A 26,746-nucleotide genomic window follows, 5' to 3' on the forward strand; every position below is an offset into this window, starting at 1 on the left:
GGCGAAGAAAGCGAAGTCAATCTCGCGCCTGGAGTACCGAAGCAACGTCGTCACAATCTACACTTTACCTACATGAACAGTAGGTTTTAAAGGGTAATCTGAGTCACAAGTCAGGAAGGACCCATGTGATGAGCCTCGAGTTCCTCTGGTACATCCCGAATCAGGCGCACCCCGGGCACCGCGGCGACGACGTCGTCACGGACCACAACAGCCTGGAAACGCTCACCAGCCACGCCAAGGCCCTTGAGGAGCACGGGTGGGGTGGGGCGCTCATCGGCACCGGCTGGGGACGGCCCGACACGTTCACGGTCGCCGCCGCGCTGGCCGCGCGGACGACGACGTTCCAGCCGCTGATCGCGGTCCGGCCGGGCTACTGGCACCCGGCCAAGTTCGCCTCCGCCGCCGCCACCCTGGACCATCTCACCGGTGGACGGGTGCTGGTCAACATCGTGTCGGGCAAGGACAACCTGGCGGCGTACGGCGACAGCGAAGGCGACCAAGCCCACCGCTACGCCCGTACCAAGGAGTTCCTCCAGATCGTGCGCAAGCTGTGGAGCGAGGAGAACGTCACCTACCACGGCGAGCACTTCAGCGTCACCGGCTCCACCGTCGTGCCGCGGACAGCCGTTCGGGACGGACGCACGCATCCCCCGCTCTACTTCGGCGGCGCCTCCGAGGCCGCCGAGCAGGTGGCCGCCACCGAGGCCGATGTCCAGCTCTTCTGGGGCGAGCCACTCGACGGCGTCGGCGAGCGGATCGAGCGGCTCAGGCGTCTCGGCGAGAAGCTCGGACGCGAGCACGCTCCGCTGGAGTTCGGGCTGCGGATCACCACGCTGGTGCGGGACACCACCGAACAGGCCTGGGCCGACGCCGAGGCCAAGGTGGCGGAGATGGCCAGAGGCGACATCTCACGCGACCCGAACCGGCACGCCGCCGTCGGCCAGCAGCGGCTGCTCGACCTGGCCGCGCGAGGTGAGGTGCTCGACGACAACCTCTACACCGCCCCGGGCAAGTTCGGCGGCGGCGGCGCGGGCACCACCTGGCTGGTCGGCTCGGCCGAGGACGTGGCGAAGTCGCTGCGCAAATACCAAGCCCTCGGCGTCACCCACTTCCTGCTCTCCGACACTCCCTACCTGCCGGAGATCAAGCGTCAGGGCGATCAGCTTCTCCCGCTGTTGCGAGGGTGAGACCAGCGCACTCGGGCACGGTCATGGCGCGACCGGGCGCAGCGGCGCCCGGGCCGCCCGCTGCCGGTCCCGTTCGGCGACCCCCTCGCGGACCAGCGGGATCACGTGCCGCCCGAAGTCGATGGCGTCGTCCAGGATGGCGTAGCCACGGGCCGAGAGGATCTCGACGCCCAGGTCGTAGTAGTCCAGCAGGGCCTCGGCGACGGTTTCTGGGGTGCCGACCAGCGCCGTCGAGTTGCCCCCTCCTCCCGTGGCCGCGGCGGTCGGCGTCCACAGCGCGCGGTCGTGCAGTTCGCCCTTGGCCGCGACCGCGAGCAGCCGCTGCGAGCCGGCGTTCTGCGGCGGGCCGGACAACCGGCGCCGGTTCGCCTTCGCCTGGTGCAGGTCGCCCAGGATGCGCCGCGCCTTCTCCCACGCCAGTTCCTCGGTCGGCGCGATGATCGGCCGGAACGCCACCTGGAATCTGGGCACGTCAGCGCGCCCCGCCTGCTTCGCCGCCTGTTCGACCGAGGCGATCTGCTGGGCCGTCTCGGCCAGCGGCTCCCCCCACAGGCAGTAGATGTCGGCCTCCGCCCCGCCGGCCGCATAGGCGGCCTCCGACGAACCGCCGAAGGACACCCTCGGCCGCGGATGCTGCGCCGGGAACACATCCGAGACGAAATCCCTGAAGGAGTAGTGCTCGCCCTCGTGGTCGAACGGCTCCTTCGACGTCCACCCCTTCTTGACGATCTGGATGTACTCCCTGGTCCTGGAGTAGCGCTCGTCCTTGGTCAGGACGTCGCCCTCCCTGCCTTGCTCCTGGTCGTTGCCGCCGGTGATGAAGTGCACCGTCAGCCGCCCGTCGCTGATCAGGTCGAGGGTGGCGAAGGTCTTGAGCGCGTACGTCGGGTAGGAGACGTTCGGCCGGTGCGCCAGGAGGATCTGCAGATCCTCGACCCTGGCCGCCACGTAGGCCGCCACCTGCGCCGGGTCGGGCGAGCCCGAGCCGTAGGCGAACAGCACCCGGTCCCACCCGTACTCCTGGTGAGCACGAGCGAGCCGCAGCGTGTACTGCTTGTCGAAGGAGGGACCAGAGCGCGGAGAGGTCTCCGAGCCGTCGTTGGTCCCGCCGATCCCAAGGAACTCCACAGGCATGAGCCGAGGCCTTTCTGAGGTTCGTCAGCGAATCTCAGCTCAACACGCCCACCCTAAAACCGTCAAGACCTACTGGTTTAGTAGGTTTTATTCACCCGGACGCGCTCGGCCTGCGTTCGGCGGGCGGGAGCAGGAGTACCTCCAGCGCCCGGGCGCAGGCCCGCGCGTGCGTGACGAACCAGCCGATCCGCGCGTCGCTCATCACGCGCGGCGTGGAGCGCACCGCGAGCGCGTAACGCACGTGATCGAGCCGGTCGAGCACCGGCACCGCGACCGTCCGGATGCCGTCGTAGGACTCCCCGTCGTTGAGCGCGTATCCGGCTTCGCGAACCTTGCGCAGCTCGGCGCGTAGCTCGGCGTGGTCCACGATCGTGCGACCGGTCAGCGCCCGCAGTGGCCCGAGCGCCTCCAGGTCCGCCCTGCCCTCCGGCGCCCAGGCCAGCAGCACCTTGCCCAGCGCCGTGGAGTGCAGGGGGCGGCGCAGGCCGACGCCGCTGTCGGGGTTGAGCGAGCCGCCGCTCAGGATGACCGCGTGCCTGTCATTGCGTACGGCGAGGTCCACGGTCGCGGAGGTGACGCGGGCCAGCTCGGTGAGTTCGGGCGCGATCCTGTGCAGGCCGCGGCGGTGGAAGGAGAGCTGCCCCAGCTCGGTGATCGACGGCCCGAGCCGGTAGCGGCCGGTGCGCGCCTCCTGTTCGAGGAAGCCCGCGCCGGTCAGGGTCCTGGCCAGGCGGTGCGTGGTGGAGGTGGGCAGCTCCATCCTGCGCGACAGGTCCGACAGGCTGAGCGAGGGATCCCCGCCACCGAAGCAGCCGAGCATGCCGATCGCCCTGTGTACGGCCTGAACGCCACCTTCTGCTGCCATGCGGGAATCTCCGAGTTCCGAGTAGGGAGAGCCGAGCCCAGGTGAGAGCCCTTTCGGGGAAAAGATCTTCCCGCATCGCGGGACATTCTTTGCATTTCCTACCAATTTACTAGCAAACTCTCCCGCATGACCACAGCCGCACTCGACACCCTCTGGTTCACCCGCTGTCCCGTGCCGACCGCGACCGGTATCGCGGCCGACCAGGGCTGGCTGGCCGAGGAGTTCGCGGACGACGGGATCGAGGTCAGGTCCCTCCAGGACGACACGCCCGGCGTCCCCCGCGAGACGCACTACACCCACGCGCTGACCGGCCTGTTCCGCGAGGGCGGCAACGTGCCCGCGCTGTGGGCGCGCTCCCGCGGCGAGGCCACCCGGCTCATCGGGCTCACCTGGATCGAGGAGCGGCAGGCCATCCTGGTGCGCGGCGGCACGGGACTGGAGCGCCCCGAGCAGCTCAAAGGTCTGCGTCTGGCCATACCTCGGCACCGCATCGCGATCGACTTCTGGCGGGCCATGGCGCTGCACGGCTTCCACGGCGCGCTGTCACTGGCCGGGCTCGGCCTGGGCGACGCGGAGCTGGTCGACGTCGAGGCCGAGCCGGGCGGCGGCCAGTGGGAATCCGAACTGGCCGCGCTGGCCGCCGGCGACGTGGACGCGGTCTACGTCAAGGGCGCGCTCGCCGTCGAGGCCGCCCTGCGTCATGGCGCGGAGGTGGGAATCGACCTGGACGCCGTACCGGACCGTCGGGCGAGGATCAACAACGGCACCCCCCGTCCGATCACCGTGCACCAGCGGCTCCTGGACGAGCGTCCCGACGTGGTCGCCCGTTTCCTGGGCGTCCTGCTGCGCGCCGCCGACTGGGCCACCGAACATCCGGCGGAGGTGGCCAGGATCCTCGGCGCCGAGACCGGCGCGGGCACGGCGGGCGTGGCCGCCGCCTACGTCCCCGGCGCCTCACTCCACCTCGACCTCTCCCCCGAACGTCTCGACCTGCTGGCCGAGCAGGAGCGCTTCCTGCGCGGCCACGGCTTCCTCAAATCACCCGTGGACGTCGCGGCCTGGGCCGATCACACCCCTTTGCTAGGAGTCACCGATGCGTAAGCTGCTGCTCGCCGTCCCCCTTGTCCTGCTGACAGCGGCCTGCGGCGGCACCACGGCCACCGGCGCGCGGGAGCAGGTCGTCGTCAGGATGGCCGACCCCGGCAACAGCGGCTTTCTGGCCGTCGCGAAGAAGGACGGCAGCCTCGACGCCGCCCTGGCCAAGGTCAACGCGAAGGTCAAGTGGGCCGGCGACTTCTCCGTGTTCGCCCCGGCCGCCCAGGCGATCAACGCCGGCTCGCTCGACGTCGCCACCGGCTCGATCACCGCCGGAGTCACCGCCCTGGCCGTCAAACCCAGCTTCAAGATCTTCGCCACCGTGCCGCCCGACCTGGCGGGCGAGGGGATCGTGGTCAAGACGGGCTCGCCGATCAAGTCGGTCGCCGACCTGGCCGGGCACAGCGTGGCCGTCGGCCACGGCGGCACCAGCGAGTATTTGCTGCTCAAGGCGCTGCAGACGTTCAAGGTCCCGGTGGACAAGGTCAAGCGCGTCTACCTGCCGCCCCCGCAGACCGCGCCGGTGTTCGGCTCGGGCAAGGTGGACGCGTGGTCGACGTTCTCCACGTTCCTCATCCCCGCCGTCACTGATCTGGACGCCCGGATCCTGGCCGACGGCGAGGCGATCAAGTCCGACAACTACGTGATCTACGTGGCCGCGAACAAGCTCCTCGACGAGCACCCGGAGGTCGTCAAGACCCTGTTCGGGTTCATCCGCGAGGGCAGCGCCAAGGAGATCGCCGATCCGGCCGCGTACCTGAACGTCTTCACCCAGGCGGGACCGCAGGCCGTACAGGGTGCGCAGAAGAACCTGGTGGTGGACATCCAGAAGAAGGGCAAACCCGCTCAGGCGGTCACCGCCACTGAGATCGCGAAATATCAGGACATGGCGAAGTTCTTTCTCGACCAGAAAGTGCTCACCGCGCCGCTGGACGTCTCCCAGCACGTCGTGGACGTGACGACGCTCGGGAACACGAAGCAATGAGCACGACCGTCGAAGGGCTCGTCGCGCCGAACCCGCCCCGCACCGCCGGGCGGCCTCCCGCGCTGACGTTCGCGCTGCGGATCATCGGCCCCGTGCTTCTGCTCGCGGCCTGGTACGCGGCCACCTCGTCGGGCGCGCTCACCAAGGACGTGCTTGCCGGTCCCCAGGACGTCATCGCGACCTTCGGCGAGCTGTGGGCGGACGGCCAGTTGCCGGAGGCGCTGCGCGTGTCGGTCACCAGGGCGGGCCTCGGCCTGGTGCTGGGCGCGTCCACCGGGCTGCTGCTCGGTGTCGTCTCCGGGTTCACCAGGCTGGGCGAGGAGCTGGTGGACTCCTCGATGCAGGCGCTGCGCGCGATCCCGTTCCTGGCGCTGACCTCGCTGTTCATCGTCTGGTTCGGCATCGAGGAGGCGTCCAAGATCCTGCTGATCGGGGTGGCCTGCACGTTCCCCATGTACGTCAACGTCTCCAGCGGCGTGCGCAACGTGGACCGCAAGGTCGTGGAGGCAGCCCGCTCGTTCGGGCTCGGCCACCTGGCGATCGCCCGCGAGGTGGTGCTGCCCGGCGCGCTGCCGTCGATCTTCGCCGGGCTGCGCCTGTCCACCACGCTGAGCGTGATCGCGCTCATCGCCGCCGAGGAGATCAACGTGACGGCCGGGCTCGGCTACCTCATGGCCAGGGCCACCGACTACCTGCGCACCGACATCCTGGCGTTGTGCGTGCTGTTGTACGCCGTGATCGGGCTGCTCGCCGACCTGGCGCTGCGGCTGGCCGAACGGTTCACGATGCCCTGGCGCAAGGCGGTGACGCTGCGATGAGCCTGGCCGTACGTACGACGGGACTGCGCAAGGTCTTCGGCGACCGCGCCGTGCTGGACGGGGTGGACCTGGAGGTACGGCGCGGGGAGTTCCTGGCGCTGCTCGGCGCGAGCGGCACCGGCAAGACCACGCTGTTGCGCATTCTCGCGGGTCTGGACGCCGCCACCGGCGGAAGCGTGCTGGTGCCGCCGGTGCGCACGGTGGTGTTCCAGGAGCCGCGGCTCGTCCCCTCCAAGCGCGCCCTCGCCAACGTCATCATCGGGCAGGGCCGCGCCGCCCGAGCCAAAGGGCTGGCGGCGCTCGCCGAGGTGGGGCTGAGCGGACACGCCGACGCCTGGCCCGCGACGCTGTCAGGGGGTGAGGCCCAGCGGGTGGCGCTGGCCAGGGCCCTGGTACGCGAGCCGGAGCTGCTCCTGCTCGACGAGCCGTTCGCCGCCCTCGACGCGCTGACCCGGCTGCACATGCAGGACCTGATCGCCGAGCTGTGCGCCCGGCACCGCCCTGCCGTGGTGCTGGTCACCCATGACGTCGAGGAGGCGATCCTGCTCGCCGACCGGATCGCGGTGCTGCGCGAAGGCCGGTTCGTCACCGATCTGACCGTGCGCCTGGATCGGCCGCGCGACCGCACCGACCAGGACTTCGTCGAGCTGCGCCGCAGGCTCCTGGCCGACCTGGGCGTGGACACGCACGCCGGAGCGGCGCCGTGACGGCACTGATCGACAGGACGCCGCCCGTCTCCGCTGAACCTCTAGGAAAGATCTGACATGACCGTCTTGTTCATCTCGGGGAGCCCCTCCGCCGCCTCACGTACCGGTCGCCTGCCCGCCGAGGCGCTGCGCCCGCGCATCGACGCGCTCCTGGGAGAGCTGCCCGTGGCGGCGGTGGCGTGATGGCGCGCGACACCACCAGCCCGTCCCGCTTCCATGTGATCCTGCCCACGAGGAGCCCCGTCCGTGCGGAGTTGCCCGCCTTCGTCAGCGACGTGCGCCCCGCGCTCGCCGACCCGGCCGGGCGGACCGCCGTGGCCGCCGACCTGGCCGGGCTCGCCGGCGCGCTGGTGCCCTTCGACCCCGGCGGGCAGGAGTCACTGACCGTCGCGGCGAACGTCCTGCGCCGCACCCGCCACCTGCGCGTCGTCGCCGAGTTCCACCCCGGCGTCGCCACGCCCGTCTACGCGGCCAAGCTCTCGGCCTCCCTGCAGCGGTTCGCCGCCGGCCGCCTCGGCTGGCAGGTGGCGGTGGACCTGGACCCGGGCGTGGCCAGGGCGCAGGGCGACTTCCTGACCGGCGACGACCGTTACGCCCGTGCGGAGGAGTTCCTGACCGTCGCCAAGGGCGTCGGGCAGGGCACCTTCGACTTCCGTGGCGACTTCTACGAGGTGGCGGGGGGTGGCTTCGCGCCGCCGCTGTCGGCGCCGCCCTTCCCGGAGGTGTACCTGTCGGGGACCTCGCCGCGGGCTCTGGCCCTGTCACGGCGCCACGCGGACGTGCACGTCTTCTCCGCCGACGACGATCTGGGCACGCTGATCCCCGAGTTGCCCGGTCTGCGGTACGGCCTGCGCCTGTCATCCCTCGACGCCGTCGGCGAGTACGCCGCGCAGGGTGTCACCGAGTTCTTCGTCCAGACCGAGGACGTCTACCACCTCGGCGAGCATGTGAAGGAGCGGGCTCTTGCCGGTTGACATCTACTGGCGCATCCACATGGAGGGTGACCAGCCCTCGCTGCGCCGCCGGGTCCGCAGCCGCGGCGGCTTCACCCCCGGCGGCACCGCGCCCGGCACGCGAGACGGCCTGGACGACGGCTACAGCCACGCCGACTACATGGCCGAGGTGGCCAGGGCCGCCGAGGAGTCGGGCTTCGTCGGCGGGCTGCTGCCGAACTTCCCGCACACCGACGACCCCTGGGCGGCCGCCGCGACGCTGGCCCGCGAGACCACCTCCTACCGGTTCATGGTCGCCTTCCAGCCAGGCTTCCTGCATCCGGTCCAGGCCGCCCGGATGACGGCCACGCTCCAGCAGGCGACCGGGGGCCGGATCGTCTACAACGTCATCTCCGGCGGCGGCGGTCCCGCGCAGCTGTGGTGGGGCGACAAGGTGGACCACGACGACCGCTACGCCCGTACCTCCGAGTTCCTGGACGTGCTCAAGGGCGTCTGGGAGGGCGGCCACACCCACCACGGCCGCTTCTACCAGGTCGAGGACGCGGGACTGCCCGAGGAACTGGCGGGGCAGCCGTTCCCGGAGATCTTCTTCTCCGGCTCCTCCCCCGCCGCCATCGACGCCGCCGGCCGGCACGCCGACTACTACCTGTCGTGGCTGGAGCCGTTCGAAGCGCTGGCGGAGAAGTTCGACGCCGTGCGCGCGCACAGCGACACCCCGCCCCGGTTCGCCGTCCGCGTGGACCTGCTCGCCCGCGAGAGCGAGGAGGAGGCGTGGGAGGAGATCAGGCAGGGCTGGCAGGCCCGCGCCGCCGAGGAGGGTCACGCCGGGCGGGGCGACTCGGTCGGTGTGCGGCGCAGTCGCTCCTTCCTCGCCGAGGCGGGTGACGACTACCGCGGCTTGGAGGTCGCGCCGAACGTGTGGGGCGGGTTCAGCGCGCTCCGCGACGGCCCCGCCTTCGGCCTGGTCGGCGACTACCACCAGGTGGCCGAACGCCTCGACCAGCTTCTCGACCTCGGCGTGGACGCCTTCATCCTGGCCGGGGTCCCTCATCTCGAAGAGGCCCGCCGTGTGGGCCGCCACGTGCTGCCGCTCTTGAAAGGACGCACCTCATGACCACCCGAGTCGGATTCTTCCCGCAGAACAACACGCTGTGGGTGGCCCGCCACCGTGACCTGCTGCCCGATGTGGAGTGGGTGGACCTGAACGCCCTGGGCCGGGGCGAGCGGGTCGATCCCACCAAAGCCCTCCCGTCCGCGCACGGCGACCACCTGTTCGACGGCGGGTACGACTTCATCGGCACCGGCTCCACGCCCCCGGTCACCGCCCAGGCCAAGGGGCACGACATCGTGTACGTGGCGATCTCCGGGCCCCGCGTCGAGAACGGCCGCCTGGTGGTCCGGGAGGACTCGCCGATCGGCTCGGTGGAGGAGCTGAAGGGCAAGAGGGTCGCGCTCGGCCACGGCTCGTGGCAGACCACCCTGCTGTTGCTGGCACTGGAGCGGGCCGGGCTCGGCTGGGGCGACATCGTCCCCGTCGACGCCTACGGCAACGCCGCCGAACTGCTGGTCAACGGTGACGTGGACGCCTGGGTGGGCTCGTATCCGTACCTGACGCCGGTCGAATCGCGCACCAGGACCCTCGTGGAGACAGACGGGCTGTTCAGCCACCGCTCCCTGTGGTTCACCCGCCGCGACTTCGCGCGGGAGCAGCCCGAGGAGCTGGCCAGGATCGTCGCCGCGCTGCAGCGGGCCGACCGGTGGACTGAGGAACACCCGCGCGAGGCGGCGGCCCTGTTCGACGGCGACCTCGACGCGTGGGAGCACGCGCTGCGCACCCGGCCGTGGGGCCTGCATCCGGTGGGGGAGGAGTTCGTCGCCGAGCAACAGCACGCCGCCGACCTGTTCCACGCCAACGGGCTGATCCAGCGGAAGATCACCGTAGCGGACGCCGTACTCCCCGAAATCGGCGAAATCGTTGAATACCATAATTCTTCCGGAAAGCAGCCGAAGGAGTAACGCATATGCCGCTGCCCTCGCAACCGTTGCGCAAGCTGGGTTTCCTCACGATCGGGCTGTTCGACGAGGCTGATCCCGGCCGCGGCCACGAGTCGACGCTTGGCGTCATCGAGCTGGGTGAGCGGCTGGGTTTCGACAGCGCGTGGGTGCGGCACCGCCATCTGCAGTACGGCATCTCCTCTCCGGTCGCCGTTCTGGCGGCGGCCTCACAGCGGACCAGCCGCATCGAGCTGGGCACCGCGGTCATCCCCGTGGGATGGGAGAATCCGCTGCGTCTGGCCGAGGACCTGGCGACGGTGGACGTCCTGTCCGGAGGCCGGCTCAACCCGGGCGTCAGCGTCGGCCCGCCGATGCACTACGACCAGGTCAAGGAGGCGCTCTATCCCGACACCGGCGACCTCGAGGACTTCGGCTATGAACGCGTGCGACGGCTGCTGAGCTTCGTCCGCGGCGAGCCGGCCACCGACTTCAGCGGGGTCGAAGGCTTCGAGGTCTTCTCCCATCGGGTCCAGCCTCACTCCCCCGGCCTCGGCAGCCGGATGTGGTACGGCGGCGGCAGCCTGCGCTCGGCCCGGTGGGCGGGCGAGAACGCCATGAACTTCCTGACCAGCAGCGTCGTGAAGGCGGAGCAGTCCGAGCAGTTCGCCGAGATCCAGCTCTCCCACATACGGGAGTTCCGCGCGCACCACCCCGACGGCGACCGCGCCCGCGTCTCCCAGGGCCTCGTGGTCATCCCCACCGACACCGCCTCGTCCGAGCAGCGCGCCAGGTACAAGGAGTACGCCGAGAAGCGCACGCCCAGGACCGCCACACCCCAGGGGCCGGCGCGGATGATGTTCGCGCCCGATCTCGTCGGCGACTCCGCCGAGATCGCCGAACGGCTCTACGCCCATGCCGCCTTCCAGGAGATCGACGAGGTCGCGTTCGCGCTGCCGTTCACGTTCGAGCATGAGGACTACGTACAGATCCTCACCGACATCGCCACCCGCCTCGGCCCTGAGCTGGGCTGGCGGCCCCGTCCCTAGAGAGCGGCCGTCAGGGGTGGGACGGGCTCACCTTCTCGCCGCCGCGGCCGTCCGGATCCCGAGGAGCGAGACGATCATCGCGCAGGCGGCGACCCCCGCGCAGGCGAGCGCCGCGTGCAGGTACGCCGGGCCGTACCCGCCGGCCTCGGAAGCGTTCAGGTAGACGCCCGACACCGCCGAAATACAGATCGCGGCCGAGATGCGCTGCGCCATCTGGAGAATGCCGCCCGCCACTCCGGCCGCCTCCGCCGGCGCGTGCTGGAGCACCGACGCCTGGAGCGGCGAGATGACCAGCCCGGAGGCGGCGCCGGCGCACATGGCGCACACCCCCAGCAGCAGGGGCTGGCCGGCCCGAGGCGCGAGCAGCCCGGCGAGGCCGCTGGCCAGCATGGCACAGGCCGACAGCGCGAGCCCCACCGAGACCGTGTGGCGGCCGAAGCGCCGCGCCACGCGCCAGGCCAGCGCGGAGCTCGCCGCCATGGCCGCCGCGGAGGGCAGCGTGACGGCCGCCGCCGCGATCGCCGACAGCCCGAGGCCCTCCTGCAGGAACATGGCCAGGACCAGCGTCGACGCCAGCCCGGAGCCGAAATATCCCATCGCCGTCACCGCCCCCGACGCGAACGGCAGCGAACGCATCAGCGCCGGATGCACCAGCGGCCGACGACCGGAACGCGCGTAGCGCCGCTGCCACAACACGAACGCCCCGGCCAGCACACACACTGTGGCGGCCCAGAGACCCCAGGCCGAGCCGGCCGAGGGCTGGACGAACGGCAGCATCATCGCCACCGTCAGGCCGCCCATCAGCAGCAGGCCGACGACGTCGAGGTCCGGCGAGCCCACGCGACCGCGCGCCGGAGGCAGGTGACGGGCCGCGAGCATCAGCGTGACCAGACCGAACGGCACCGCGAGGAGGAGGACGACCCGCCAGCCCACGCCGGGTCCCGCGGCTGCGATGACGGCCCCGCCGAGCGGCGGCCCGAGCCCACCCGCCACGCCGCCGGTCACCGCGTACAGGCCGAGGGCGCGCGTCCTGGCGTGGCCGGTGAACACGTCCTGAATCGTGCCGATCATCTGGGAGTTGACCAGCCCGCCGCCGAGCCCTTGGAGCAGCCGCGCCACGACGAGCGCCCACGGGTGAGGGGACGATCCGGCCAGCGCCGCTCCCACCGTGAAGATCGCCATTCCGGCGAGGAAGAACGGCTTCCTGCCCCGGATGTCGCCGAGTCGCCCGCCGGGCACGAGGGCGAGACCGAAGGCCAGGGAGTATCCGGCCACCATCCACTGCACCTGCGTGACGTCCGCGTGCAGCGAGTCGCGCAGCGCCGGGATGGCGATGTTCAGCACGGATTGGTCGAGCAAGGTGGTGAATCCGCCTGCGGCGCAGACGACCAGCACCCGGCGCCCGGCGGGGTCGAAGCTCCTGGTCGACTCCGGCGGGCACGTGGCCGGCTCAGTTTCGCTCATGCCGCGCGGTCAGTGTCCTGGCGAAGGCCAGCGGGCCCGCGGTCGGCGGGTCGGCCACGTCGAACTGCGGCTCGTACCCGCTGGCCAGGTAGAGGCGCACGGCCTCAGGCTGGCGTGGCCCGGTGGTCAGGTGGATCCGGCGGTACCCTCGGCGCACCGCCTCGCGCTCCAACTCGCGCACGACGAGGCGGCCGAGCCCGGTTCCCCGGCGACGCGGGTGCGTCCAGACGCGCTTGAGCTCGGCGGTCGCCGCGTCGTAGCGGCGGAAGGCGCCGCCCGCCACGGTCTCGCCGCCGCACACCACGATCAGGAACGCGCCGTGCGGCGGCGCGAACTCGGCCTCCGGATACCTCGCGAGCTCGTCGTTGGAGCCGTAGCGAGAGGTGTACTCCAGGTGCAGCCCGGCCAGCAGCGGTTCGGCGGCCGGGTCCGACATAGGGACGAGACGCACCTCGGCGGCGAGTTCGCTCACGACTTCTGCCGGGGTAGCCCGGGCGGGTTGATCTGCGACCGGGGGATCGCCTCGTTGGCCAGTCCCCAGCGTTCGAGTACCTCCTTGTACCTGCCGTCCCCGATCACCGTGTTGAGCGCCTCGTTGAGCGGCTTGACCAGGCCGTTGTCCTTCTTGGTCATGACCGCGATGAGTCCCTGCAGGTCCGGCCCGGCGCCGGAGTACGTGCCGACGATCCTGGATCCGCCGCTGACGGCGATGTTGTAGGCGATCGACGGGTTCGGGCCGAAGTACGCCTGGACGCGGCCGGACTTGAGCCCCAGCAGCACGTCGCCGTACTTCTCGTAGTAGAGGATCTCGACCGGTTTCAGCCCGGCGGCCTTGTTCTGCTCGTCCCAGTCGAGCAGGATCTTCTCCTGGTTCGTGCCGGAGCCCACCGAGACGCGCAGCCCGGCGATGTCGGCGGGCTTGGCGATCTGCTTGATCGGGCTGTTGTCGGGGACCTGCCAGCCGAGCTGGTCGATCCGGTATGTCGCGAAGTCGTAGGTGTCCTTGCGTTCCTCGGTGACCGTGACGTTGTTGACCACGATCTCGTACTTACCGGACTTCACGGCCAGGAAGAGGTTCTCCCAGGAGCTGGTCTGCGGAGATATCTCCAGGCCGAGCACGTCGGCCACGAGCTGGGCGAGGTCGGTCTCGACGCCGATCAGCGTGGTGTCGTCTGTGGCGGGGAACACCAGCGGCGGCGAGCTGGTGCCGCTGTAGCCGACGGTCAGCTTGCCGTCGGCGGCGATGTCCTTCGGCACTTGGGCCGCGATGGCGTCTACCTTCTGTGCGCGTACCCGGTTCTGCTCCGGGCCAAGGTTAATCTTCTTGCCGGCCACCACGGGAGCCGTGGTGGCCGACGGGGCGGTGACGTCGGGTTCGGCGCCGCAGGCGGCGGTCAGGAGGAGGAGCGCGGGCACGGCGAGGGCCCGCGCGAGCGATGCGCGCATGTCGTATGTCCTTACCGGGTCAGAGAACCTTGCCGAGTCGGAGAGCCTTGCCGGGTCAGAGAACCTTGCTGAGGAAGGCGCGGGTGCGTTCGTGGGCGGGGACGTCCAGAAGCCGGGCGGGCGGGCCGAGCTCGACGATGCGGCCGGCGTCCATGAAGGCCACGGTGTCGGCCACCTCGCGGGCGAAGCCGATCTCATGGGTGACCACGATCATCGTGGTGCCGCCGCGGGCGAGGTCCTTGATGACGTCCAGCACCTCGCCTACCAGCTCAGGGTCCAGCGCGGAGGTCGGCTCGTCGAACAGCAGCAGCTTGGGCTCCAGCGCCAGCGCCCTGGCGATGGCGACGCGCTGCTGCTGGCCGCCGGACAGCGTACGAGGATAGGCGCCGGCCTTGTCCGCCAGGCCCACCCGGGCCAGCAGGCGTTCGGCCATCGGCTCGACCTCGGCGCGCGACCGGCGCTGGGCCGACAGCGGCGCCTCCATGAGGTTCTGCTTGACGGTGAGGTGCGGGAACAGGTTGAACGCCTGGAAGACGAACCCGATCTGGGTGCGCTGCCGCAGCACCTCGCGTTCGGGCAACTCGTGCAGGCGGTGGCCGCTCTGGCGGTAGCCGAGCAGCCGCCCGTCCACCCGGACCGAGCCGCGGTCCACCTTCTCCAGGTGGTTGATCGTACGCAGCAGCGTGGACTTCCCCGACCCCGACGGACCCACGATCACCAGCACCTGGCCCTGGCGAACCTCCAGGTCCACCCCACGCAGCACATGCAGGGAGCCGAAGCTCTTGTGCACGCCGCGCAGCTCCACCATGGGATTCACGCGCGTCCCCTGCCGTAGTGGCGTTCCACGTAGTACTGGACGATCGACAGGGCAGTGGTGAGGATCAGATACCAGATGGCCGCGACCAGCAACAGCGCCATGACCCTGCCGTTGCGGTTGTAGATCACCTGCACCTGGTAGAAGAGCTCGGGCAGCGCCATGATGTACACCACCGACGTGCCCTTGACCAGGCCGATGATCTCGTTGCCGGCGTTGGGCACGATCGTCCGCATGGCCTGGGGCAGGATGATCCTGAACAGCCGCCGCGCCGGGGGCAGCCCCAGGGCGGCCGCCGCCTCCCGCTGCCCGTGGTCCACCGACAGCAGGCCACCGCGGACGATCTCGGCGGCGTACGCGGCCTGGTGGAGCGCCAGCCCGAGCGCCGCCGCGGTCAGCGGTGAGATGAGGTCCATGGTCCCGAAGTCGAAGAACTCCGGCCCGAACGGCACCCCCACCGACAGCCGGGGGTAGAGCAGTGCGAGGTTGTACCAGAACAGCAGCTGCAGAATGAGCGGGACCGACCGGAACAGCCAGACGTACGCCCAGGCCACCGACGACAGCAGCCGGTTGGCCGAGAGCCGCATCAGGGCCAGCACCGTGCCGAGCGCGAAGCCCAGTGCGATGCCCAGCGCGGTCAGCTCCAGCGTGAGCACGACCGAGCGCACCACCGACGGGGCGAACAGGTACTGGCCGACGATCTCCCACTCCCAGGCGGGGTTGGTGATCAGGGCGCTGGCGACCATGGCCAGCACGACGAGCACGCAGGCTGCGGCCACCCACCGCAGCGGATGACGGGCCGTGACGACTTCTCCTGGCCGCTCCTCGTCCTGGCGAGGTGGCGCCGGAGCCTCGGGGAGCGTCACGGCCCCTCCCCGATCAGGGGTAAGGCCGGAGAGATCTGGCTCATGACCACGAAGCTAAAAGCCGATGCCGACTAAGTCAACATTTCCTACATGAATTACATGTTATCCTTATGCCCAACCCTCAGCTTTACCTACTGGATATACATAGAAGCGCCCCCGCGTGGTGGCCGCTCTGCTCAGGAGTCACGTTGACCAGGAAGTTCGCCGGAGTCGCGGTCGCATTGGCCCTCGCTCTCGCCGCATGCGGATCGGACCCGGCGGCCGCGCCCCAGAAGAGCCCGAGCAGCGGCACGGCCGACGCCACGATCGAGATCGGTTCCCAGTACGAACCGCAGAACCTCGACAACACGGGCGGCGGCGGCCAAGGCGTGACGGAGGCGTTGAACGGCAACGTCTACGAGGGCCTGTTCAAGCTCACCGACGCGGGCAAGGTGGAGAACCTCCTGGCGGAGAGCCAGGAGGTGTCCGACGACGGCCTCACCTACACCTTCAAGCTGCGCCAGGGCGTGAAGTTCCACTCGGGCAAGGCGCTGACCTCCGCGGACGTGAAGCACAGCATCGAGCGGGTCACCGCCGAGGACTCCCAGTCGGCGCGCAAGAGCCAGCTCGAGGTGATCAAGTCCGTGGCCGCGCCCGACGACCGCACCGTGGTGGTCACGCTGGCGAGCAGGTCGATCTCCCTGGTGTACAACCTCAGCTACGTGTGGATCGTCAACGCCGACGCCAAGGACCTGGCGACGAGCGAAGACGGCACGGGACCGTACAAACTGGGGGTCTGGAAGCGCGGCTCCACGCTCAGCCTCGAGCCCTTCCCCGGCTACTGGGGGCCGCGGCCGGCCAACGGCGGCGTGGTGTTCCACTACTTCACCGAGGCCACCGCGCTCAACAACGCGTTGCTGACCGGCGCCGTGGACATCGTCACCAGCGAGCAGAGCCCGGACGCGCTGGGCCAGTTCACCGGCAACGCCGACTACAAGGTCAGCGAGGGCCACTCCACGACCAAACTGCTGCTCGCCTTCAACGACAGGAAGGCGCCGTTCGACAAGCCGCTGGTGCGCAAGGCCGTCTCCTCCGCGATCGACGACGCCAAGCTGCTGGAGTCGATCTGGGCGGGCCACGGCAGCCTGATCGGCTCGATGGTGCCGCCCACGGACCCGTGGTACGAGGACCTGACCACGATCGACCCGTACGACGTGGAGCTGGCCAAGCGGCAGCTCGCAGAGGCCGGGTACGCCAAGGGCTTCCGCTTCACCCTCGACACGCCCAACTACGACCCGCACCCGACGGCGGCCACGTTCATCAAGAGCGAGCTGGCCAAGGTCGGCATCACCGTCGACATCAACGTGATCACCGCCGACGAGTGGTACAGCAAGGTGTTCAAGAACCACGACTTCGCCGCCACCTTGCAGGAGCACGTCAACGACCGCGACGTGGTCTGGTACGGCAATCCGGACTTCTACTGGGGTTACGACAACAAGCAGGTCACCGACTGGATCAAGCAGGCGGAGCAGGCGAAGACCGCCGAGGAGCAGACCGGGCTGCTGAAGAAGGCCAACAGGCAGATCGCCGAGGACGCGGCCAGCGACTGGCTCTACCTGTATCCGCAGATCGTCGTGGCCTCCTCGAAGCTGTCGGGCTACCCGGTCAACGGCCTGAACTCGCAGTTCTCCGCGTACGGGATCAAAAAGGGCTGATGGCGCGCTACCTGCTGCGCCGCACCGCCTTCCTGCTCGGTTCGCTGCTGCTGGCGGCTTCGCTGCTGTTCGTGCTGCTGCGGCTGCTGCCCGGCGATCCGTCGAACGCGTTGCTGCCCATGGGCGCGACGCCGGAGCAGATCGCGGCGGCGCGCCGCCAGACCGGCTCGGACCTGACGCTGCCCGAGCAGTACGCCGCGTGGCTGGGCGGGCTCGTCCGGCTCGATCTCGGCACCTCCTACGTCAGCAGGCTGCCGGTCGGCGGCGAGATCGCCGCCCGGCTGGCGGTCACCGTGCCGCTGACGCTGCTGGCCTTCGTCCTGGCCGTGGTGGTGGCGGTGCCGGTCGGTTTCCTGACCGCCCGTCGGGCCGAGCGCTGGTACGGGCCGCTGCTCAGCGGGTTCGCGCAGCTCGGCATCGCGGTGCCGGTGTTCTGGATCGGCATGCTGCTGGTGACGGTGTTCGCGCTGCGCCTGCGGCTGCTGCCGGCCGGTGGGTTCCCGCGCGAGGACTGGGCCGAGCCGGGTCGCGCGCTGGCGGCGCTGGTGCTGCCGGTCGTCGCCATCGCGCTGGTCATGTCGGCCTCGCTCATCAGGTACGTCCGCTCGGCGACGCTGGAGGTGCTGGGCAGCGACCATATGCGTACCGCGCGGGCGCTGGGCGAGTCGTTCGCCGGCGCCATGTGGCGGCACGGCCTGCGCAACGCGGCGGCGCCCGTCATCTCGATCCTCGGCATCGAGCTGGCCACCACGTTCCTCGGCGCGGTGGTGGTGGAGAGCGTGTTCGCGCTGCCGGGGCTCGGCGCCCTGCTGGTCGAGGGCATCGCCGAGCACGACTATCCGGTGATCCAGGGCGTGCTCGCGGTCAGCACGCTGGCGGTCCTGGTGATCGGGTTCGCCGCCGACATCGCGCAACGCCTGGTCGATCCCCGCCTGCGCACCCGGCTGGGGCGGCCGTGAAGGGGTTCGTCGCGGGCTGCGTCCTGGTCGGGGTGGTGCTCGCCTTGGCCGCCGTGTCGCTGGTGTGGCTGCCGTACGATCCGGCCGACACCTCGGGCGCCCGGCTGGTCCCGCCGGGCGGCGCGCACCTGCTGGGCACCGACAAGCTGGGCCGAGATCTGCTCACCCACCTCATGATCGGCGCCCGCATCGCACTGACGGCCGGGGCCGGGTCCGTACTGCTCGGGGGTGTGCTCGGGGTGGCGGCGGGGCTGGCCGCCGGATTCGCGACGCGGTGGCTGGACGACGCGCTGGCGGCGGCGCTCGACGCGCTCATCGCCTTTCCGACGCTGCTGCTGGCCATGCTGGTGGTGGCGGTGCGCGAGGCGTCGCTCGGCTCGGCGGTGCTGGCGATCGGGCTGGCCATGTCGGCGGTGGTGGCCCGTTTGACCAGGATCCTGGTCAAACGGGTGCTCGCGCAGGACTACATCACGGCGGCCCGCACATCAGGCAGCTCATGGCCCCGGGTGATCGTCGAGCACGTGCTGCCGAACATCTGGCCGACGCTCCTGGTCAACCTGGCCCTCCAGTTCGGCCTGGCGGTGCTGGCCGAGGCGTCGCTGTCCTACCTCGGCCTCGGCCCGCCCCCGCCGAACGCCTCCTGGGGCCGGCTGCTGCACGAGGCGCAGGCCACCGTGCTCACCGCGCCGGTCGGCGCCATCGCGCCGGGCATTCTGCTGGTCGTGCTCGTCGTCGGCGTGAACCTGGTCGCCGACGGCCTGCGCGACCTCGCACCGGGGAGGAGCCGATGACGCTGCTGGACGTCGATGACCTGTCGGTACGCCAGGCCGACGGCCACGAGCTGCTCCACGGCCTGTCGTTCACGCTGGCGCGCGGCGAGCGGCTGGGCCTGATCGGCGAATCCGGCTCGGGCAAGTCGCTGACCGCGCTGGCCATTCTGAGCCTGCTTCCGGCGGGCCTGACCGCCCATGGCAGCGTGCTGGTGTCCGGTACGCAGGTCGTCGGCGCGGCGGACCGGCGGCTGGACCGCGTCCGCGGCCGGGCCGTGAGCGCGGTGTTCCAGGAGCCACTCATGGCGCTGGACCCGCTAATGCGCATCGGCAGGCAGATCGCCGGGCCCCTCCGGCGCCGGCGCGGACTGCGGGGCGCGGCGTTGCGGGCCGCCGTCCTGGCGGCGCTGGAGGAGGTACGCCTGCCGGAACGGATCGCGAGCGCGTACCCGCACGAGGTCTCCGGCGGCCAGCGGCAGCGCGCGGCCATCGCCATGGCGCTGGCCTGCGAGCCGGACCTGCTGATCGCCGACGAGCCGACCACGGCGCTCGACGTGAGCGTGCAGGCCGAAGTACTTGCGCTGCTCGACGGCCTGGTCGCCGAGAAGGGGATGGCGCTGCTGTTCATCGGCCACGACCTCGCCGTGGTCGCCGGCGTGGCGGACCGGTTGATCGTGCTCAGGGACGGCGCGGTGGTGGAGTCGGGAAGGACGGAGGACATCGTGAAGGAGCCGCGGCACACCTACACGCGCTCGCTGGTACACAGCGCGTGGGAGTTCGAGGCCGAGCTCGATCGGCTGGCGCCGTGACCATCCTGGAGACCCGGTCGGTCGGGTTCGCGTACCGAGGCGGGGCGCCTGTGCTCTCCGACGTCTCGGTCGCCGTGTCGCCGGGGCGCAACCTGGCGCTGGTGGGCGAGTCGGGCGCGGGCAAGACGACGCTGCTGCGGCTGCTGCTGGGCCTGGCCAGGCCCAGCAGCGGCGAGGTGCTCTTCGACGGCCGTTCCCTGCGCCCGGACCGCGAGTTCCGGCGCAGCGTCCAGCCGGTGTTCCAGGATCCGTACTCGTCGCTGGATCCCCGGCAACGTGTGGACCGCATCGTGTCGGAGCCGCTGCGCGCGATGCGGATCGGCGCCCGCGACGAGATCGGCGACCGGGTGGCGCAGACGCTGCGGGCGGTCGGCCTGCCCGCGGACGCCGCCCGCCGCTATCCGCATGAGTTCTCCGGCGGACAGCGGCAGCGCATCGCGATCGCCAGGGCCATCGTGTGTGAGCCGCGGATCTTGCTGGCCGACGAGCCGGTCAGCGCGCTGGACGTCACCACCCGCGTGCGCCTGGTGGAGTTGCTGCGCGAGCTGAACACCGCCAGAGACCTGACGGTGGTGATGGTCTCGCACGACCTGGCCGTGGTCGCCGCCCTGTGCGACGAGATCGCCGTACTCGACCGGGGGCGGATCGTGGAGCGGGGGCCGAGCGCCGACGTACTCGGCTCGCCCCGCCATCCCCACACACGCCGGCTCGTCGCGAGCGTGCCACGGCTGCGCCGGAGCTCCGGCCCGCCCGGTGAAGGGCGATGAACGGCTACCCCCAGATCGCCCGCAACAGCGCTCTCACCGCCCAATTACCCCCGGCGCCGCCGGCCGATCAGCAGCGGCATGACGTGCGTGCTCAAGACCGGCCGACGGACCCTCACCCGGGCGGCGGACCAGAGACGCGAGGACGATCTCTTGTGCCGCGCGGACCGTGGCCGCGAAGGCGTCCGGGTCCCGGCCGATGCGTTCGGCGCCCGCGCGCATGACACCGGACAGCAGCTCCACCGTGAGGTGCACATCGCCGACGTCGCGGAACTCCCCGCGCGCGATGCCGGCCCGGACGACGTTCTCCACCTCGACCACGATCGCGTGGAACGGGCTGTCCGGCCCCTTCGGCACCTCGGCGAACGGAAGACCGGAGCCCGGCCGGAACATCAGCTGCATGACCTGGTCCGTGTATGCCTCCAGGACCGCCACGATGATCTCCCGCATCCGCTCCGCGGCCGGGTCCGCGGACCGCGCGGCGATCGAGGAGATCGCGCAGAGCACGCTGACGGCCCTGCGCGACCACCTTCGGGCCGGCGCGGCCGAGCAAGTGCCGCGCTGGGAGGTGCTGCTGAGCATGGTGCGCCACTGCGCCGGGCGGCCCCTGGCGCTGCTCAGCTCGCTGCCGGAGGCCTCGCCGCAGTCGGACGCGCGCCAGGGGCTCGTCCGGGAGATCGACAGTCCGCTGGGGACCATCGTCGAGCAGGCGCAGCAGGAGGGCAGCCTGCGTCGCGACCTCACGCCGGAGCAGGTCATCGGGCTGCTCAACGTCGCCATCTGCCGCCCCGGCGCCCGCGCCGACGACCCCCTCACCACGGTCATGCTCGACGGGCTCAAAGCGCCCGCCCCGTAGCGGGACAACGGAACGGTTGGTCGATGGCCGACCATGGTTCCCGTTGCCCGGCGAGGATGTTGCCGTAGTGCAGATCCCAGACTTCAGCTACGAATGCGCGACGGCTGCTGAGCTTCGTCGGGTCCGGACCACCGTTCCACTGACCGGCTGTGGGTTGCGGATCAGGTTGAGTATCGGGCATACCCGCTCGACCTCGGCATGCAGTCTGGCCAGTTCCTCATCCGCGGCAGGCGAGTCGATCAGCACCTCGTAGCGGAAGTTGTGCGGGTAGACCGGGATGTCACCGTCGCCCGGCTGCTGGGCTCGAGGGTCGTACTCGGCGTGCACGTCCACCTCGAGCGCGTCGATCGGCACCGCCAGTTCGGCCGCCTTGATGAGGAAGATGTGGGTGACGCAACTGCCGAGCACACCGGCCTGGAGTTCGGGGGAGGTGGGGCCGAGGTCGTAGCCGGCGAAGTCGGGGCCGCTGTCGCTGATGATCTGGAAGTCCCGGATCCTGACGCGCCGGATTCCGCTGCGGCCCTCGGCGGTGACGTGGGCGTGCAGCGGGACCGGCCCGGCGGCGGGCGCCTCCCGGCGGGCCAGCAGGGCCGTGCGCTTGTGCGACAGGTACTCGCGTAGGGTGCTCATGGTCTTCTCTTCCTGGTCAGCGCAGGGTCACGGGGCCGAGTGGAGTGTCGATCACGGCGCGCAGCACCGCTTCGGGTCCTTGTGAGATGTCGAGCCGGACGCCGAGAGCGGCCAGGTCGCGCCGCAGCGCGTCCGGGGCCGGGTGTACGGCGGAGAAGGAGGTCAGGCCCACCAGGGGCAGGTCCGAGTCCGCGGGGTGGGGGGTGGCGCCCCAGTCGATGAGGAACGGCACCGGCCTGACCGCCGCCGGGTCCGCACGCCGGGTGAGCCGCCACTCCAGCAGCTCGCCTGCCGGGGTGCGTCTGGACAGGGGGTGTACGTCGCCGGGGTCGTAGTCCTGCTCGCGGGCCTGCCGCACCGCCTTGTCCAAGTCGTGCGGGCGTACGGCCCAGGCGGCGAGCCGCGGCTCGGTGAGAGTTTCCAGGCCGAAGGCCCGCGGCCGTACGGACGCCTCGGGGTCGGGCCCGATGATCTCCAGGTAGGAGCCGGGGCCGAACCGGACGAGGTGATTGGCGGTGCCTCCAGGATGGCTGCCTCCGGCCACCGGGCGGACTCCGGTTCGCTCGGCGAACTCGGCGACTCCCGCGGCGAGGTCGGGCACCGCGTAAACGAGGTGGTCGAGCTGTGGTTCTGTCACTGGTCCGCCTTCACGGTGGTTCGCAGGCCGAGAGCATGAAGAACGCGGCGGCGTGGATGGTCCCACCTCGTGGCGATCCACGGCTCGATCTCCAGCATCTGCGGGTTCTGCCAGGTCAGCTTGTCGGTGATCTGGTTATGAGGGCACTGCCCTTTCATCAACGCTTGCGACTCAAAGCCACTATAACCTACCTAAATAGTAGAGAATAATTTCACGACAAATCCGCGTAGCGGCTGGCCGGGCGTGGCAGGCCGAGCAGCCCGCGCAGGGTGGCGGCCTCGTACTCGTGCCGGAACACCCCGCGTTCCCGCAGCTCGACCGTAAGGCCGCGGGCGATCTGCGCCAGGTCGTACGGCAGTGCGCCCGGCCGCAGCCGGAATCCCTGGATGCCCGCCCGCCGCCATTCCAGCAGCAGGTCGGCGAGTTCCCGGACGGTGCCGGTGAAGATCGCGGCGTCGGAGACGAGTTCGGCCCCGTCCAGTTCGTCCAGGCGCGCCTTGCGCCGGGCCGCGTCCTCCCCCAGGAAGACGACCAGGTCGGCGAAGATCTTCAGCTCCGCGGACAGCCCTCGGATCTCCTCGACGATGTCGCGCGCCTGCTCGGCCGAGTGCGGCGTGACGTACACGATGTCGGCACTGCTCGCGGCGAACTCGTACGGCAGCCGCGCGTGCGCCAGCGCGGTCACGACCGGCTGCCCCTGCGGCGGGCGCGGCGTGATCGACGGGCCCTTCACCGAGAAGAACCGCCCAGCGAAGTCGGCGTAGTGGAGCTTGTCCCGATCGATGAACCGGCCGGTGGCCAGGTCGCGGATCTCGGCGTCGTCCTCCCAGCTGTCCCAGAGCCGCCGCGCCACCTCAACCGCGTCGGCGGCCTCGGCGAACAGGTCGCGCACGTGCGGATCTCCGGACAGGTCCACGCCGCCCGGCCGGTTCAGGACCAGGTCCAGGGGTGGGAACTCCCTACGGCCGAAGTGCCGCGCCTCGGAGGCGCGCGGGGAGATCTGCGGCCGCCAACCGGCCCGGCCCTGGCTGACGTGGTCAAGGGTGGCGATGCCGATGGCCACGTGGAAGGGCTCGGTGTGCGTGGTGGTGGCCGTCGGCACCAGACCGATCCGGCTGGTGAGCGGGGCCAGCCGGGCCGCGAGCAGCACGGCGTCGAAGCGGCCCCGCACCTGGTCGTTCCGGTCGTCGGGCGCGTCGGGCAGAGTGGACTGCAGGCCGAGCGCGTCCTCGATGGTGACGAAGTCGAGCAGCCCTTGCTCGGCCTCGGCCACGAGTCCCGCCCAGTGGCGGGCGGAAAAGACGTCCGCCGGGGACTCGCGCCAGGCGGCGGGGTGCCAGCCCGCGCCGTCCAGGGCCACGGCCAGGTGCAACGTCATGAGAGCTCCAGATGGTCACGGAGGGTGGTGCCGGTGTAGTCGGTACGGAAGGCGCCGCGCTCCTGCAGCAGCGGCACCACCCGGTCCACGAACTCGTCCAGCCCGCCGGGCGTCAGGTGAGGGACGAGGATGAACCCGTCGGCGGCGTCAGCCTGCACGTGCTCGTCGATGAGCCGGGCCACGGTCTCGGGGGTGCCGATGAACGTCTGCCGCCCCGTCACCTCGATGACCAGCTCGCGGATCGACAGCCCCTTCTCCTCGGCCAGTGCCCGCCACTTGGCGGCCACGTCCCCGCGGTCCTTGATCGGCACCCGTCCCTGGGAGACGCCTTCCGACAGGTCCGGCTCGACGTCCGGCAGTGGGCCTTCCGGGTCGTAGGCCGACATGTCACGACCCCACACCTGCTCCAGGAACGCGGTCGCGGTCTGCGGCCCGACCTGCTGGCAGCGGATGTAGGCGGCGTTCTCGGCCGCGTCCTCCTCGGTGTCACCCAGCGCGAACGTCACGCCGGGCATGATCTTGAGCTGGTGGGGCTCGCGGCCGTACTTGGCCAGGCGGCGTTTGACGTCGGCGTAGAAGCGCTTGCCGTCCTCCAGCTTGCCGTGCGGGGTGAAGATCACGTCGGCGTTGGCGGCGGCGAACTCGCGGCCCTCGTCGGAGTCGCCCGCCTGGATGATCACGGGGCGTCCCTGCGGGCTACGCGGCAGGGTGAACCGGCCCTGGACCGTGAAGTGCTCGCCGGAGTGCTCGACCGTTCCAATAGCGCCCGGCCGGACGAAGGTGCCGGTCTCGGGGTCGGCGGCGATCGCGTCCGGGTGCCAAGAGTCCCACAGCTCGCGCGCCAGGCGGAGGAACTCGCCCGCCCTCTTGTACCGGTCGGCGCGGTTGAGGAAACCGCCGCGGCGGAAGTTCTCGCCGGTGAAGGCGTCGGAGGTGGTCACCACGTTCCACCCGGCCCGGCCCTCGCTCAGATGGTCCAGCGTGGACAGGCGCCTGGCCAGCTCGTACGGCTCGTTGAAGGTGGCGTTGACGGTCCCGGCGAGCCCGAGCCGGTCGGTCACCGCGGCCAGGGCGCCGAGCACGGTGAGCGCCTCCGGCCGGCCGGCCACATCGAGGTCGTGGATGCGGCCCTTGAGCTCGCGCAGCCGCAGCCCCTCGGCCAGGAAGAAGAAGTCGAGCTTGCCCCGCTCGGCCGTCCTGGCCAGATGGACGAACGAGGCGAAGTCGATCTGGCTGCCGGAGCGGGGATCGGTCCAGACCGTGGTGTTGTTCACGCCGGGGAAGTGGGCGGCCAAGTGGACCTGCTTGCGCGTCATATCCCCCGCCCGTGCGATGCGTCCCACGTCGCCGGCAGGCCCTCGGTCGTCTCCCGGAAGGCGGGGCGCTGGTAGAGATCGCGGGCGTACGGCCAAAGGTGTTCGAAGTCGGAAAGCTCCCGCTCGCTGATGAGATGGCCGCGGTTGTCACCGGAGTCGAACCTGGCCAGCGTCACCCACAGCCGCACGTCCGCCTCGGTGATCGTGTCGCCGGTCAGGAACCGCCGCTCGGCCAGACGTTCGTCCAGCCGCTCCAGCGCGGAGACGACCCGGTGGCGCTCCTGCTCGCGCTCGTCCTCGGAAGCGGCGCGGGCCACACGGGAGACTCCGGCGTTGACGTCGAAGTAGATCCACCCGTTCAGCTTGTTGATCTCCGGGCGCAGCTCGTCGGGGTAGAGGTCGACGGAGGTGTCGGCCCACTGTTCGAACTGGGTGGCCAGGTCGATCGTGATGTCGGGGAAGTTGTTGCTGACGATCGCGCCGGTCCGCCGGTCCCAGAGGACGGGGACCGAGATGTGGCCGCCGTACCCCTTCTCGGTCGCCTCGTAGCCCTGCTCCAGCAGGGTGAAGCCGTTGACGGGGTCGTGGCCCCGGCGTTTCCTGAACGCCCAGCCTCGGCCGTCGCGCTCGTCGTCCACGTAGGACAGCGTGACCACGTCTTCCAGTCCTTTGAGCTTGCGGACGATGGCGGCGCGGTGAGCGTACGGGCAGACCCAGGCGACGTAGAGGTGGTAGCGGCCGGGTTCGGCGCGGAAGCCGCTGGAGCCGTCGGCCGTGACCCGGCCCTGGAACGGGTAGACCGGGCGGTTCCAGTCCGGCGACAGGTGCAGGCGGCCCGGGCCGTAGTGGCCGTACGTGACATGGTCGACAGGGGTCGCGTAGACCGCCGTCTGCGTGGAGATGGACACGGGTCCTCCGGGGTTCAGGAGTCGGGGTGGGCCAGGAAGCGGCCGAAGCGGCCCTGGTGGTAGAGCAGCGGTCGGCCGGGCCGCTGCACGTCCGCCTCGGCGACCAGGCCGACCACCAGGATGTGGTCGCCGACCACGGCCCGCTCGTAGGGCAGGCAGACAAGGTGCGCCGAGACGTCCTGCAGCAACGGAGCGCCCAGCGGTCCGGGGCGCCAGCGGGTGGGCGCGGCGAACCGGTCGATGCTCTTGCGGGCGAAGCGGGCCGCCAGGTCGGCCTGGTCGCTGGTCAGGATGTTGACCGCGAAGTGGTCGGCGCCGCTCAGCTGGGGCCAGGTGGTCGAGGAACGGTCCACGTAGAAGGAGACCAAGGGCGGCTCGAGGCTGACCGAGGAGAAGGACGTGGCGGTGAGGCCCACGGGAATGCCGTCGCTCTGCGCGGTGATAATCACGACCCCGCTGGCGTGCACGGCGAGCGCCCGCTTGAACTGGTCGGCCGCGACGGCCCGATCGGGCAGTGTGTCAGTCATGCGGGTGCCCCGTTCCGGTGCGGGCGGTCAGCGGGGTGGCCGGATGTGGGTGATGGCATGATCACGAGAAAGTTCCTCACGGAGAAGGCATGCTCACGCGGCGCTCCGGCGGCTGCCGGGGCG

At 70.7% G+C, this 26,746-nt stretch carries 31 protein-coding genes; 16 read left to right on the forward strand and 15 right to left on the reverse strand.

Going from position 1 to position 26,746, the window contains the following annotated elements:
- Positions 1 to 128: 128 nt before the first annotated feature.
- Positions 129 to 1,187, forward strand: a complete 1,059-nt coding sequence (locus KLK06_RS07940; protein ID WP_214634629.1) for an LLM class flavin-dependent oxidoreductase — start codon at positions 129 to 131, stop codon at positions 1,185 to 1,187.
- Positions 1,188 to 1,208: 21 nt separating this feature from the next.
- Here the strand turns inward: KLK06_RS07940 and KLK06_RS07945 are convergent, their stop codons facing one another.
- Both KLK06_RS07945 and KLK06_RS07950 read right to left on the reverse strand, forming a co-directional pair.
- Positions 1,209 to 2,321: an LLM class flavin-dependent oxidoreductase gene (locus tag KLK06_RS07945; protein WP_214634630.1), complete on the reverse strand. Its 1,113-nt coding sequence runs from the start codon at positions 2,319 to 2,321 to the stop codon at positions 1,209 to 1,211.
- Between the two features lie 91 nt (positions 2,322 to 2,412).
- Entirely contained in the window at positions 2,413 to 3,186 is a 774-nt protein-coding gene (locus KLK06_RS07950; RefSeq protein WP_214634631.1) for an IclR family transcriptional regulator, read from the reverse strand.
- Positions 3,187 to 3,312: 126 nt separating this feature from the next.
- On the opposite strand from KLK06_RS07950, the gene KLK06_RS07955 reads away from it, so the two are divergent.
- From KLK06_RS07955 to KLK06_RS07990, 9 genes are read left to right on the forward strand one after another with little or no spacing between them, the layout of a single operon-like run.
- Positions 3,313 to 4,287: an ABC transporter substrate-binding protein gene (locus tag KLK06_RS07955; protein WP_214634632.1), complete on the forward strand. Its 975-nt coding sequence runs from the start codon at positions 3,313 to 3,315 to the stop codon at positions 4,285 to 4,287.
- The gene (locus tag KLK06_RS07960) at positions 4,280 to 5,266 is read left to right on the forward strand and encodes an ABC transporter substrate-binding protein (protein ID WP_214634633.1); all 987 of its coding nucleotides are present in this window, start codon (positions 4,280 to 4,282) and stop codon (positions 5,264 to 5,266) included. The genes KLK06_RS07955 and KLK06_RS07960 overlap by 8 nt, the downstream gene beginning before the upstream one ends.
- Entirely contained in the window at positions 5,263 to 6,084 is an 822-nt protein-coding gene (locus tag KLK06_RS07965) for an ABC transporter permease (RefSeq protein WP_214634634.1), read from the forward strand. Before KLK06_RS07960 ends, KLK06_RS07965 begins: the two co-directional genes overlap by 4 nt.
- Positions 6,081 to 6,791, forward strand: a complete 711-nt coding sequence (locus tag KLK06_RS07970) for an ABC transporter ATP-binding protein (protein WP_214634635.1) — start codon at positions 6,081 to 6,083, stop codon at positions 6,789 to 6,791. Before KLK06_RS07965 ends, KLK06_RS07970 begins: the two co-directional genes overlap by 4 nt.
- Positions 6,792 to 6,848: 57 nt before the next feature.
- Positions 6,849 to 6,974, forward strand: coding sequence for a hypothetical protein (locus KLK06_RS61345; RefSeq protein WP_284734900.1), 126 nt, complete (start codon positions 6,849 to 6,851; stop codon positions 6,972 to 6,974).
- Positions 6,974 to 7,765, forward strand: coding sequence for an LLM class flavin-dependent oxidoreductase (locus KLK06_RS07975; protein ID WP_214634636.1), 792 nt, complete (start codon positions 6,974 to 6,976; stop codon positions 7,763 to 7,765). The genes KLK06_RS61345 and KLK06_RS07975 overlap by 1 nt, the downstream gene beginning before the upstream one ends.
- Positions 7,755 to 8,858, forward strand: a complete 1,104-nt coding sequence (locus tag KLK06_RS07980; protein ID WP_214634637.1) for an LLM class flavin-dependent oxidoreductase — start codon at positions 7,755 to 7,757, stop codon at positions 8,856 to 8,858. Before KLK06_RS07975 ends, KLK06_RS07980 begins: the two co-directional genes overlap by 11 nt.
- Positions 8,855 to 9,760 carry an ABC transporter substrate-binding protein gene (locus KLK06_RS07985; protein WP_214634638.1) on the forward strand — a complete coding sequence of 302 codons (906 nt, stop codon included), beginning with the start codon at positions 8,855 to 8,857 and terminating at the stop codon, positions 9,758 to 9,760. The genes KLK06_RS07980 and KLK06_RS07985 overlap by 4 nt, the downstream gene beginning before the upstream one ends.
- A 5-nt stretch (positions 9,761 to 9,765) precedes the next feature.
- On the forward strand, positions 9,766 to 10,785 hold the full coding sequence (locus tag KLK06_RS07990) for an LLM class flavin-dependent oxidoreductase (RefSeq protein WP_214634639.1): 1,020 nt from the start codon (positions 9,766 to 9,768) through the stop codon (positions 10,783 to 10,785).
- A 27-nt stretch (positions 10,786 to 10,812) separates the two neighbouring features.
- On the opposite strand, the gene KLK06_RS07995 is transcribed toward KLK06_RS07990, so the two are convergent.
- The 5 genes from KLK06_RS07995 to KLK06_RS08015 are packed head-to-tail and all read right to left on the reverse strand — an operon-like array spanning position 10,813 to position 15,375.
- Positions 10,813 to 12,249, reverse strand: a complete 1,437-nt coding sequence (locus KLK06_RS07995) for an MFS transporter (protein ID WP_214634640.1) — start codon at positions 12,247 to 12,249, stop codon at positions 10,813 to 10,815.
- Positions 12,236 to 12,721 (reverse strand): GNAT family N-acetyltransferase, encoded by a 486-nt coding sequence (locus KLK06_RS08000; RefSeq protein ID WP_214634641.1) that lies wholly within the window; start codon positions 12,719 to 12,721, stop codon positions 12,236 to 12,238. Before KLK06_RS08000 ends, KLK06_RS07995 begins: the two co-directional genes overlap by 14 nt.
- Complete coding sequence (locus KLK06_RS08005) at positions 12,718 to 13,695, reverse strand: ABC transporter substrate-binding protein (RefSeq protein WP_214634642.1); 978 nt, start codon at positions 13,693 to 13,695, stop codon at positions 12,718 to 12,720. Before KLK06_RS08005 ends, KLK06_RS08000 begins: the two co-directional genes overlap by 4 nt.
- 55 nt (positions 13,696 to 13,750) lie before the next feature.
- Positions 13,751 to 14,503: an amino acid ABC transporter ATP-binding protein gene (locus KLK06_RS08010; protein ID WP_214634753.1), complete on the reverse strand. Its 753-nt coding sequence runs from the start codon at positions 14,501 to 14,503 to the stop codon at positions 13,751 to 13,753.
- Between the two features lie 5 nt (positions 14,504 to 14,508).
- Positions 14,509 to 15,375, reverse strand: a complete 867-nt coding sequence (locus tag KLK06_RS08015) for an amino acid ABC transporter permease (RefSeq protein WP_214634643.1) — start codon at positions 15,373 to 15,375, stop codon at positions 14,509 to 14,511.
- Between the two features lie 188 nt (positions 15,376 to 15,563).
- On the opposite strand from KLK06_RS08015, the gene KLK06_RS08020 reads away from it, so the two are divergent.
- From KLK06_RS08020 to KLK06_RS08040, 5 genes are read left to right on the forward strand one after another with little or no spacing between them, the layout of a single operon-like run.
- Positions 15,564 to 17,069: an ABC transporter substrate-binding protein gene (locus KLK06_RS08020; RefSeq protein ID WP_214634644.1), complete on the forward strand. Its 1,506-nt coding sequence runs from the start codon at positions 15,564 to 15,566 to the stop codon at positions 17,067 to 17,069.
- Positions 17,069 to 18,028, forward strand: a complete 960-nt coding sequence (locus tag KLK06_RS08025) for an ABC transporter permease (protein WP_214634645.1) — start codon at positions 17,069 to 17,071, stop codon at positions 18,026 to 18,028. Before KLK06_RS08020 ends, KLK06_RS08025 begins: the two co-directional genes overlap by 1 nt.
- On the forward strand, positions 18,025 to 18,819 hold the full coding sequence (locus KLK06_RS08030; RefSeq protein ID WP_214634646.1) for an ABC transporter permease: 795 nt from the start codon (positions 18,025 to 18,027) through the stop codon (positions 18,817 to 18,819). The genes KLK06_RS08025 and KLK06_RS08030 overlap by 4 nt, the downstream gene beginning before the upstream one ends.
- Entirely contained in the window at positions 18,816 to 19,607 is a 792-nt protein-coding gene (locus KLK06_RS08035; protein WP_250904978.1) for an ABC transporter ATP-binding protein, read from the forward strand. The genes KLK06_RS08030 and KLK06_RS08035 overlap by 4 nt, the downstream gene beginning before the upstream one ends.
- Positions 19,604 to 20,374 carry an ABC transporter ATP-binding protein gene (locus KLK06_RS08040; RefSeq protein WP_214634647.1) on the forward strand — a complete coding sequence of 257 codons (771 nt, stop codon included), beginning with the start codon at positions 19,604 to 19,606 and terminating at the stop codon, positions 20,372 to 20,374. Before KLK06_RS08035 ends, KLK06_RS08040 begins: the two co-directional genes overlap by 4 nt.
- A 33-nt stretch (positions 20,375 to 20,407) precedes the next feature.
- Here the strand turns inward: KLK06_RS08040 and KLK06_RS08045 are convergent, their stop codons facing one another.
- Positions 20,408 to 20,773: a hypothetical protein gene (locus tag KLK06_RS08045; protein WP_214634648.1), complete on the reverse strand. Its 366-nt coding sequence runs from the start codon at positions 20,771 to 20,773 to the stop codon at positions 20,408 to 20,410.
- On the opposite strand from KLK06_RS08045, the gene KLK06_RS08050 reads away from it, so the two are divergent.
- Positions 20,772 to 21,227, forward strand: a complete 456-nt coding sequence (locus KLK06_RS08050) for a TetR/AcrR family transcriptional regulator (RefSeq protein WP_214634649.1) — start codon at positions 20,772 to 20,774, stop codon at positions 21,225 to 21,227. The two genes, KLK06_RS08045 and KLK06_RS08050, sit on opposite strands and share 2 nt — an antisense overlap.
- Positions 21,228 to 21,314: 87 nt before the next feature.
- On the opposite strand, the gene KLK06_RS08055 is transcribed toward KLK06_RS08050, so the two are convergent.
- Genes KLK06_RS08055 through KLK06_RS08085 form a run of 7 tightly spaced genes read right to left on the reverse strand, consistent with a single transcriptional unit; the run spans position 21,315 to position 26,623 of the window.
- Positions 21,315 to 21,857: an OsmC family protein gene (locus KLK06_RS08055; protein ID WP_214634650.1), complete on the reverse strand. Its 543-nt coding sequence runs from the start codon at positions 21,855 to 21,857 to the stop codon at positions 21,315 to 21,317.
- Between the two features lie 16 nt (positions 21,858 to 21,873).
- Positions 21,874 to 22,494 (reverse strand): VOC family protein, encoded by a 621-nt coding sequence (locus KLK06_RS08060; protein WP_214634651.1) that lies wholly within the window; start codon positions 22,492 to 22,494, stop codon positions 21,874 to 21,876.
- A complete protein-coding gene (locus KLK06_RS08065) occupies positions 22,491 to 22,652 on the reverse strand; it encodes a hypothetical protein (RefSeq protein ID WP_214634652.1) in 162 nt (53 codons plus the stop codon). The genes KLK06_RS08060 and KLK06_RS08065 overlap by 4 nt, the downstream gene beginning before the upstream one ends.
- Before the next feature lie 53 nt (positions 22,653 to 22,705).
- Positions 22,706 to 23,872, reverse strand: a complete 1,167-nt coding sequence (locus tag KLK06_RS08070) for an LLM class flavin-dependent oxidoreductase (protein WP_214634653.1) — start codon at positions 23,870 to 23,872, stop codon at positions 22,706 to 22,708.
- Positions 23,869 to 25,188: an NtaA/DmoA family FMN-dependent monooxygenase gene (locus KLK06_RS08075; RefSeq protein ID WP_214634654.1), complete on the reverse strand. Its 1,320-nt coding sequence runs from the start codon at positions 25,186 to 25,188 to the stop codon at positions 23,869 to 23,871. The genes KLK06_RS08070 and KLK06_RS08075 overlap by 4 nt, the downstream gene beginning before the upstream one ends.
- Entirely contained in the window at positions 25,185 to 26,096 is a 912-nt protein-coding gene (locus tag KLK06_RS08080) for a glutathione S-transferase C-terminal domain-containing protein (RefSeq protein WP_308168145.1), read from the reverse strand. Before KLK06_RS08080 ends, KLK06_RS08075 begins: the two co-directional genes overlap by 4 nt.
- Before the next feature lie 14 nt (positions 26,097 to 26,110).
- A complete protein-coding gene (locus KLK06_RS08085) occupies positions 26,111 to 26,623 on the reverse strand; it encodes a flavin reductase family protein (RefSeq protein WP_214634655.1) in 513 nt (170 codons plus the stop codon).
- Positions 26,624 to 26,746: the final 123 nt, after the last annotated feature.

The organism is Nonomuraea sp. NEAU-A123, from assembly GCF_018603905.1.
Lineage (GTDB): Bacteria > Actinomycetota > Actinomycetes > Streptosporangiales > Streptosporangiaceae > Nonomuraea.

Coding starts and splice junctions, on each gene's coding strand:
- KLK06_RS08050 (WP_214634649.1), top strand. CDS start 20,772: ATGACCTGGTCCGTGTATGCCTCCAGGACCGCCACGATGATCTCCCGC.
- KLK06_RS08025 (WP_214634645.1), top strand. CDS start 17,069: ATGGCGCGCTACCTGCTGCGCCGCACCGCCTTCCTGCTCGGTTCGCTG.
- KLK06_RS61345 (WP_284734900.1), top strand. CDS start 6,849: ATGACCGTCTTGTTCATCTCGGGGAGCCCCTCCGCCGCCTCACGTACC.
- KLK06_RS08070 (WP_214634653.1), bottom strand. CDS start 23,872: ATGACGTTGCACCTGGCCGTGGCCCTGGACGGCGCGGGCTGGCACCCC.
- KLK06_RS08085 (WP_214634655.1), bottom strand. CDS start 26,623: ATGACTGACACACTGCCCGATCGGGCCGTCGCGGCCGACCAGTTCAAG.
- KLK06_RS07960 (WP_214634633.1), top strand. CDS start 4,280: ATGCGTAAGCTGCTGCTCGCCGTCCCCCTTGTCCTGCTGACAGCGGCC.
- KLK06_RS08065 (WP_214634652.1), bottom strand. CDS start 22,652: ATGAAAGGGCAGTGCCCTCATAACCAGATCACCGACAAGCTGACCTGG.
- KLK06_RS07995 (WP_214634640.1), bottom strand. CDS start 12,249: ATGAGCGAAACTGAGCCGGCCACGTGCCCGCCGGAGTCGACCAGGAGC.
- KLK06_RS08035 (WP_250904978.1), top strand. CDS start 18,816: ATGACGCTGCTGGACGTCGATGACCTGTCGGTACGCCAGGCCGACGGC.
- KLK06_RS08055 (WP_214634650.1), bottom strand. CDS start 21,857: ATGAGCACCCTACGCGAGTACCTGTCGCACAAGCGCACGGCCCTGCTG.
- KLK06_RS07950 (WP_214634631.1), bottom strand. CDS start 3,186: ATGGCAGCAGAAGGTGGCGTTCAGGCCGTACACAGGGCGATCGGCATG.
- KLK06_RS08010 (WP_214634753.1), bottom strand. CDS start 14,503: ATGGTGGAGCTGCGCGGCGTGCACAAGAGCTTCGGCTCCCTGCATGTG.
- KLK06_RS07955 (WP_214634632.1), top strand. CDS start 3,313: ATGACCACAGCCGCACTCGACACCCTCTGGTTCACCCGCTGTCCCGTG.
- KLK06_RS07945 (WP_214634630.1), bottom strand. CDS start 2,321: ATGCCTGTGGAGTTCCTTGGGATCGGCGGGACCAACGACGGCTCGGAG.
- KLK06_RS07985 (WP_214634638.1), top strand. CDS start 8,855: ATGACCACCCGAGTCGGATTCTTCCCGCAGAACAACACGCTGTGGGTG.
- KLK06_RS08045 (WP_214634648.1), bottom strand. CDS start 20,773: ATGCAGCTGATGTTCCGGCCGGGCTCCGGTCTTCCGTTCGCCGAGGTG.
- KLK06_RS07970 (WP_214634635.1), top strand. CDS start 6,081: ATGAGCCTGGCCGTACGTACGACGGGACTGCGCAAGGTCTTCGGCGAC.
- KLK06_RS07975 (WP_214634636.1), top strand. CDS start 6,974: ATGGCGCGCGACACCACCAGCCCGTCCCGCTTCCATGTGATCCTGCCC.
- KLK06_RS08075 (WP_214634654.1), bottom strand. CDS start 25,188: ATGACGCGCAAGCAGGTCCACTTGGCCGCCCACTTCCCCGGCGTGAAC.
- KLK06_RS07940 (WP_214634629.1), top strand. CDS start 129: ATGAGCCTCGAGTTCCTCTGGTACATCCCGAATCAGGCGCACCCCGGG.
- KLK06_RS07990 (WP_214634639.1), top strand. CDS start 9,766: ATGCCGCTGCCCTCGCAACCGTTGCGCAAGCTGGGTTTCCTCACGATC.
- KLK06_RS08005 (WP_214634642.1), bottom strand. CDS start 13,695: ATGCGCGCATCGCTCGCGCGGGCCCTCGCCGTGCCCGCGCTCCTCCTC.
- KLK06_RS07965 (WP_214634634.1), top strand. CDS start 5,263: ATGAGCACGACCGTCGAAGGGCTCGTCGCGCCGAACCCGCCCCGCACC.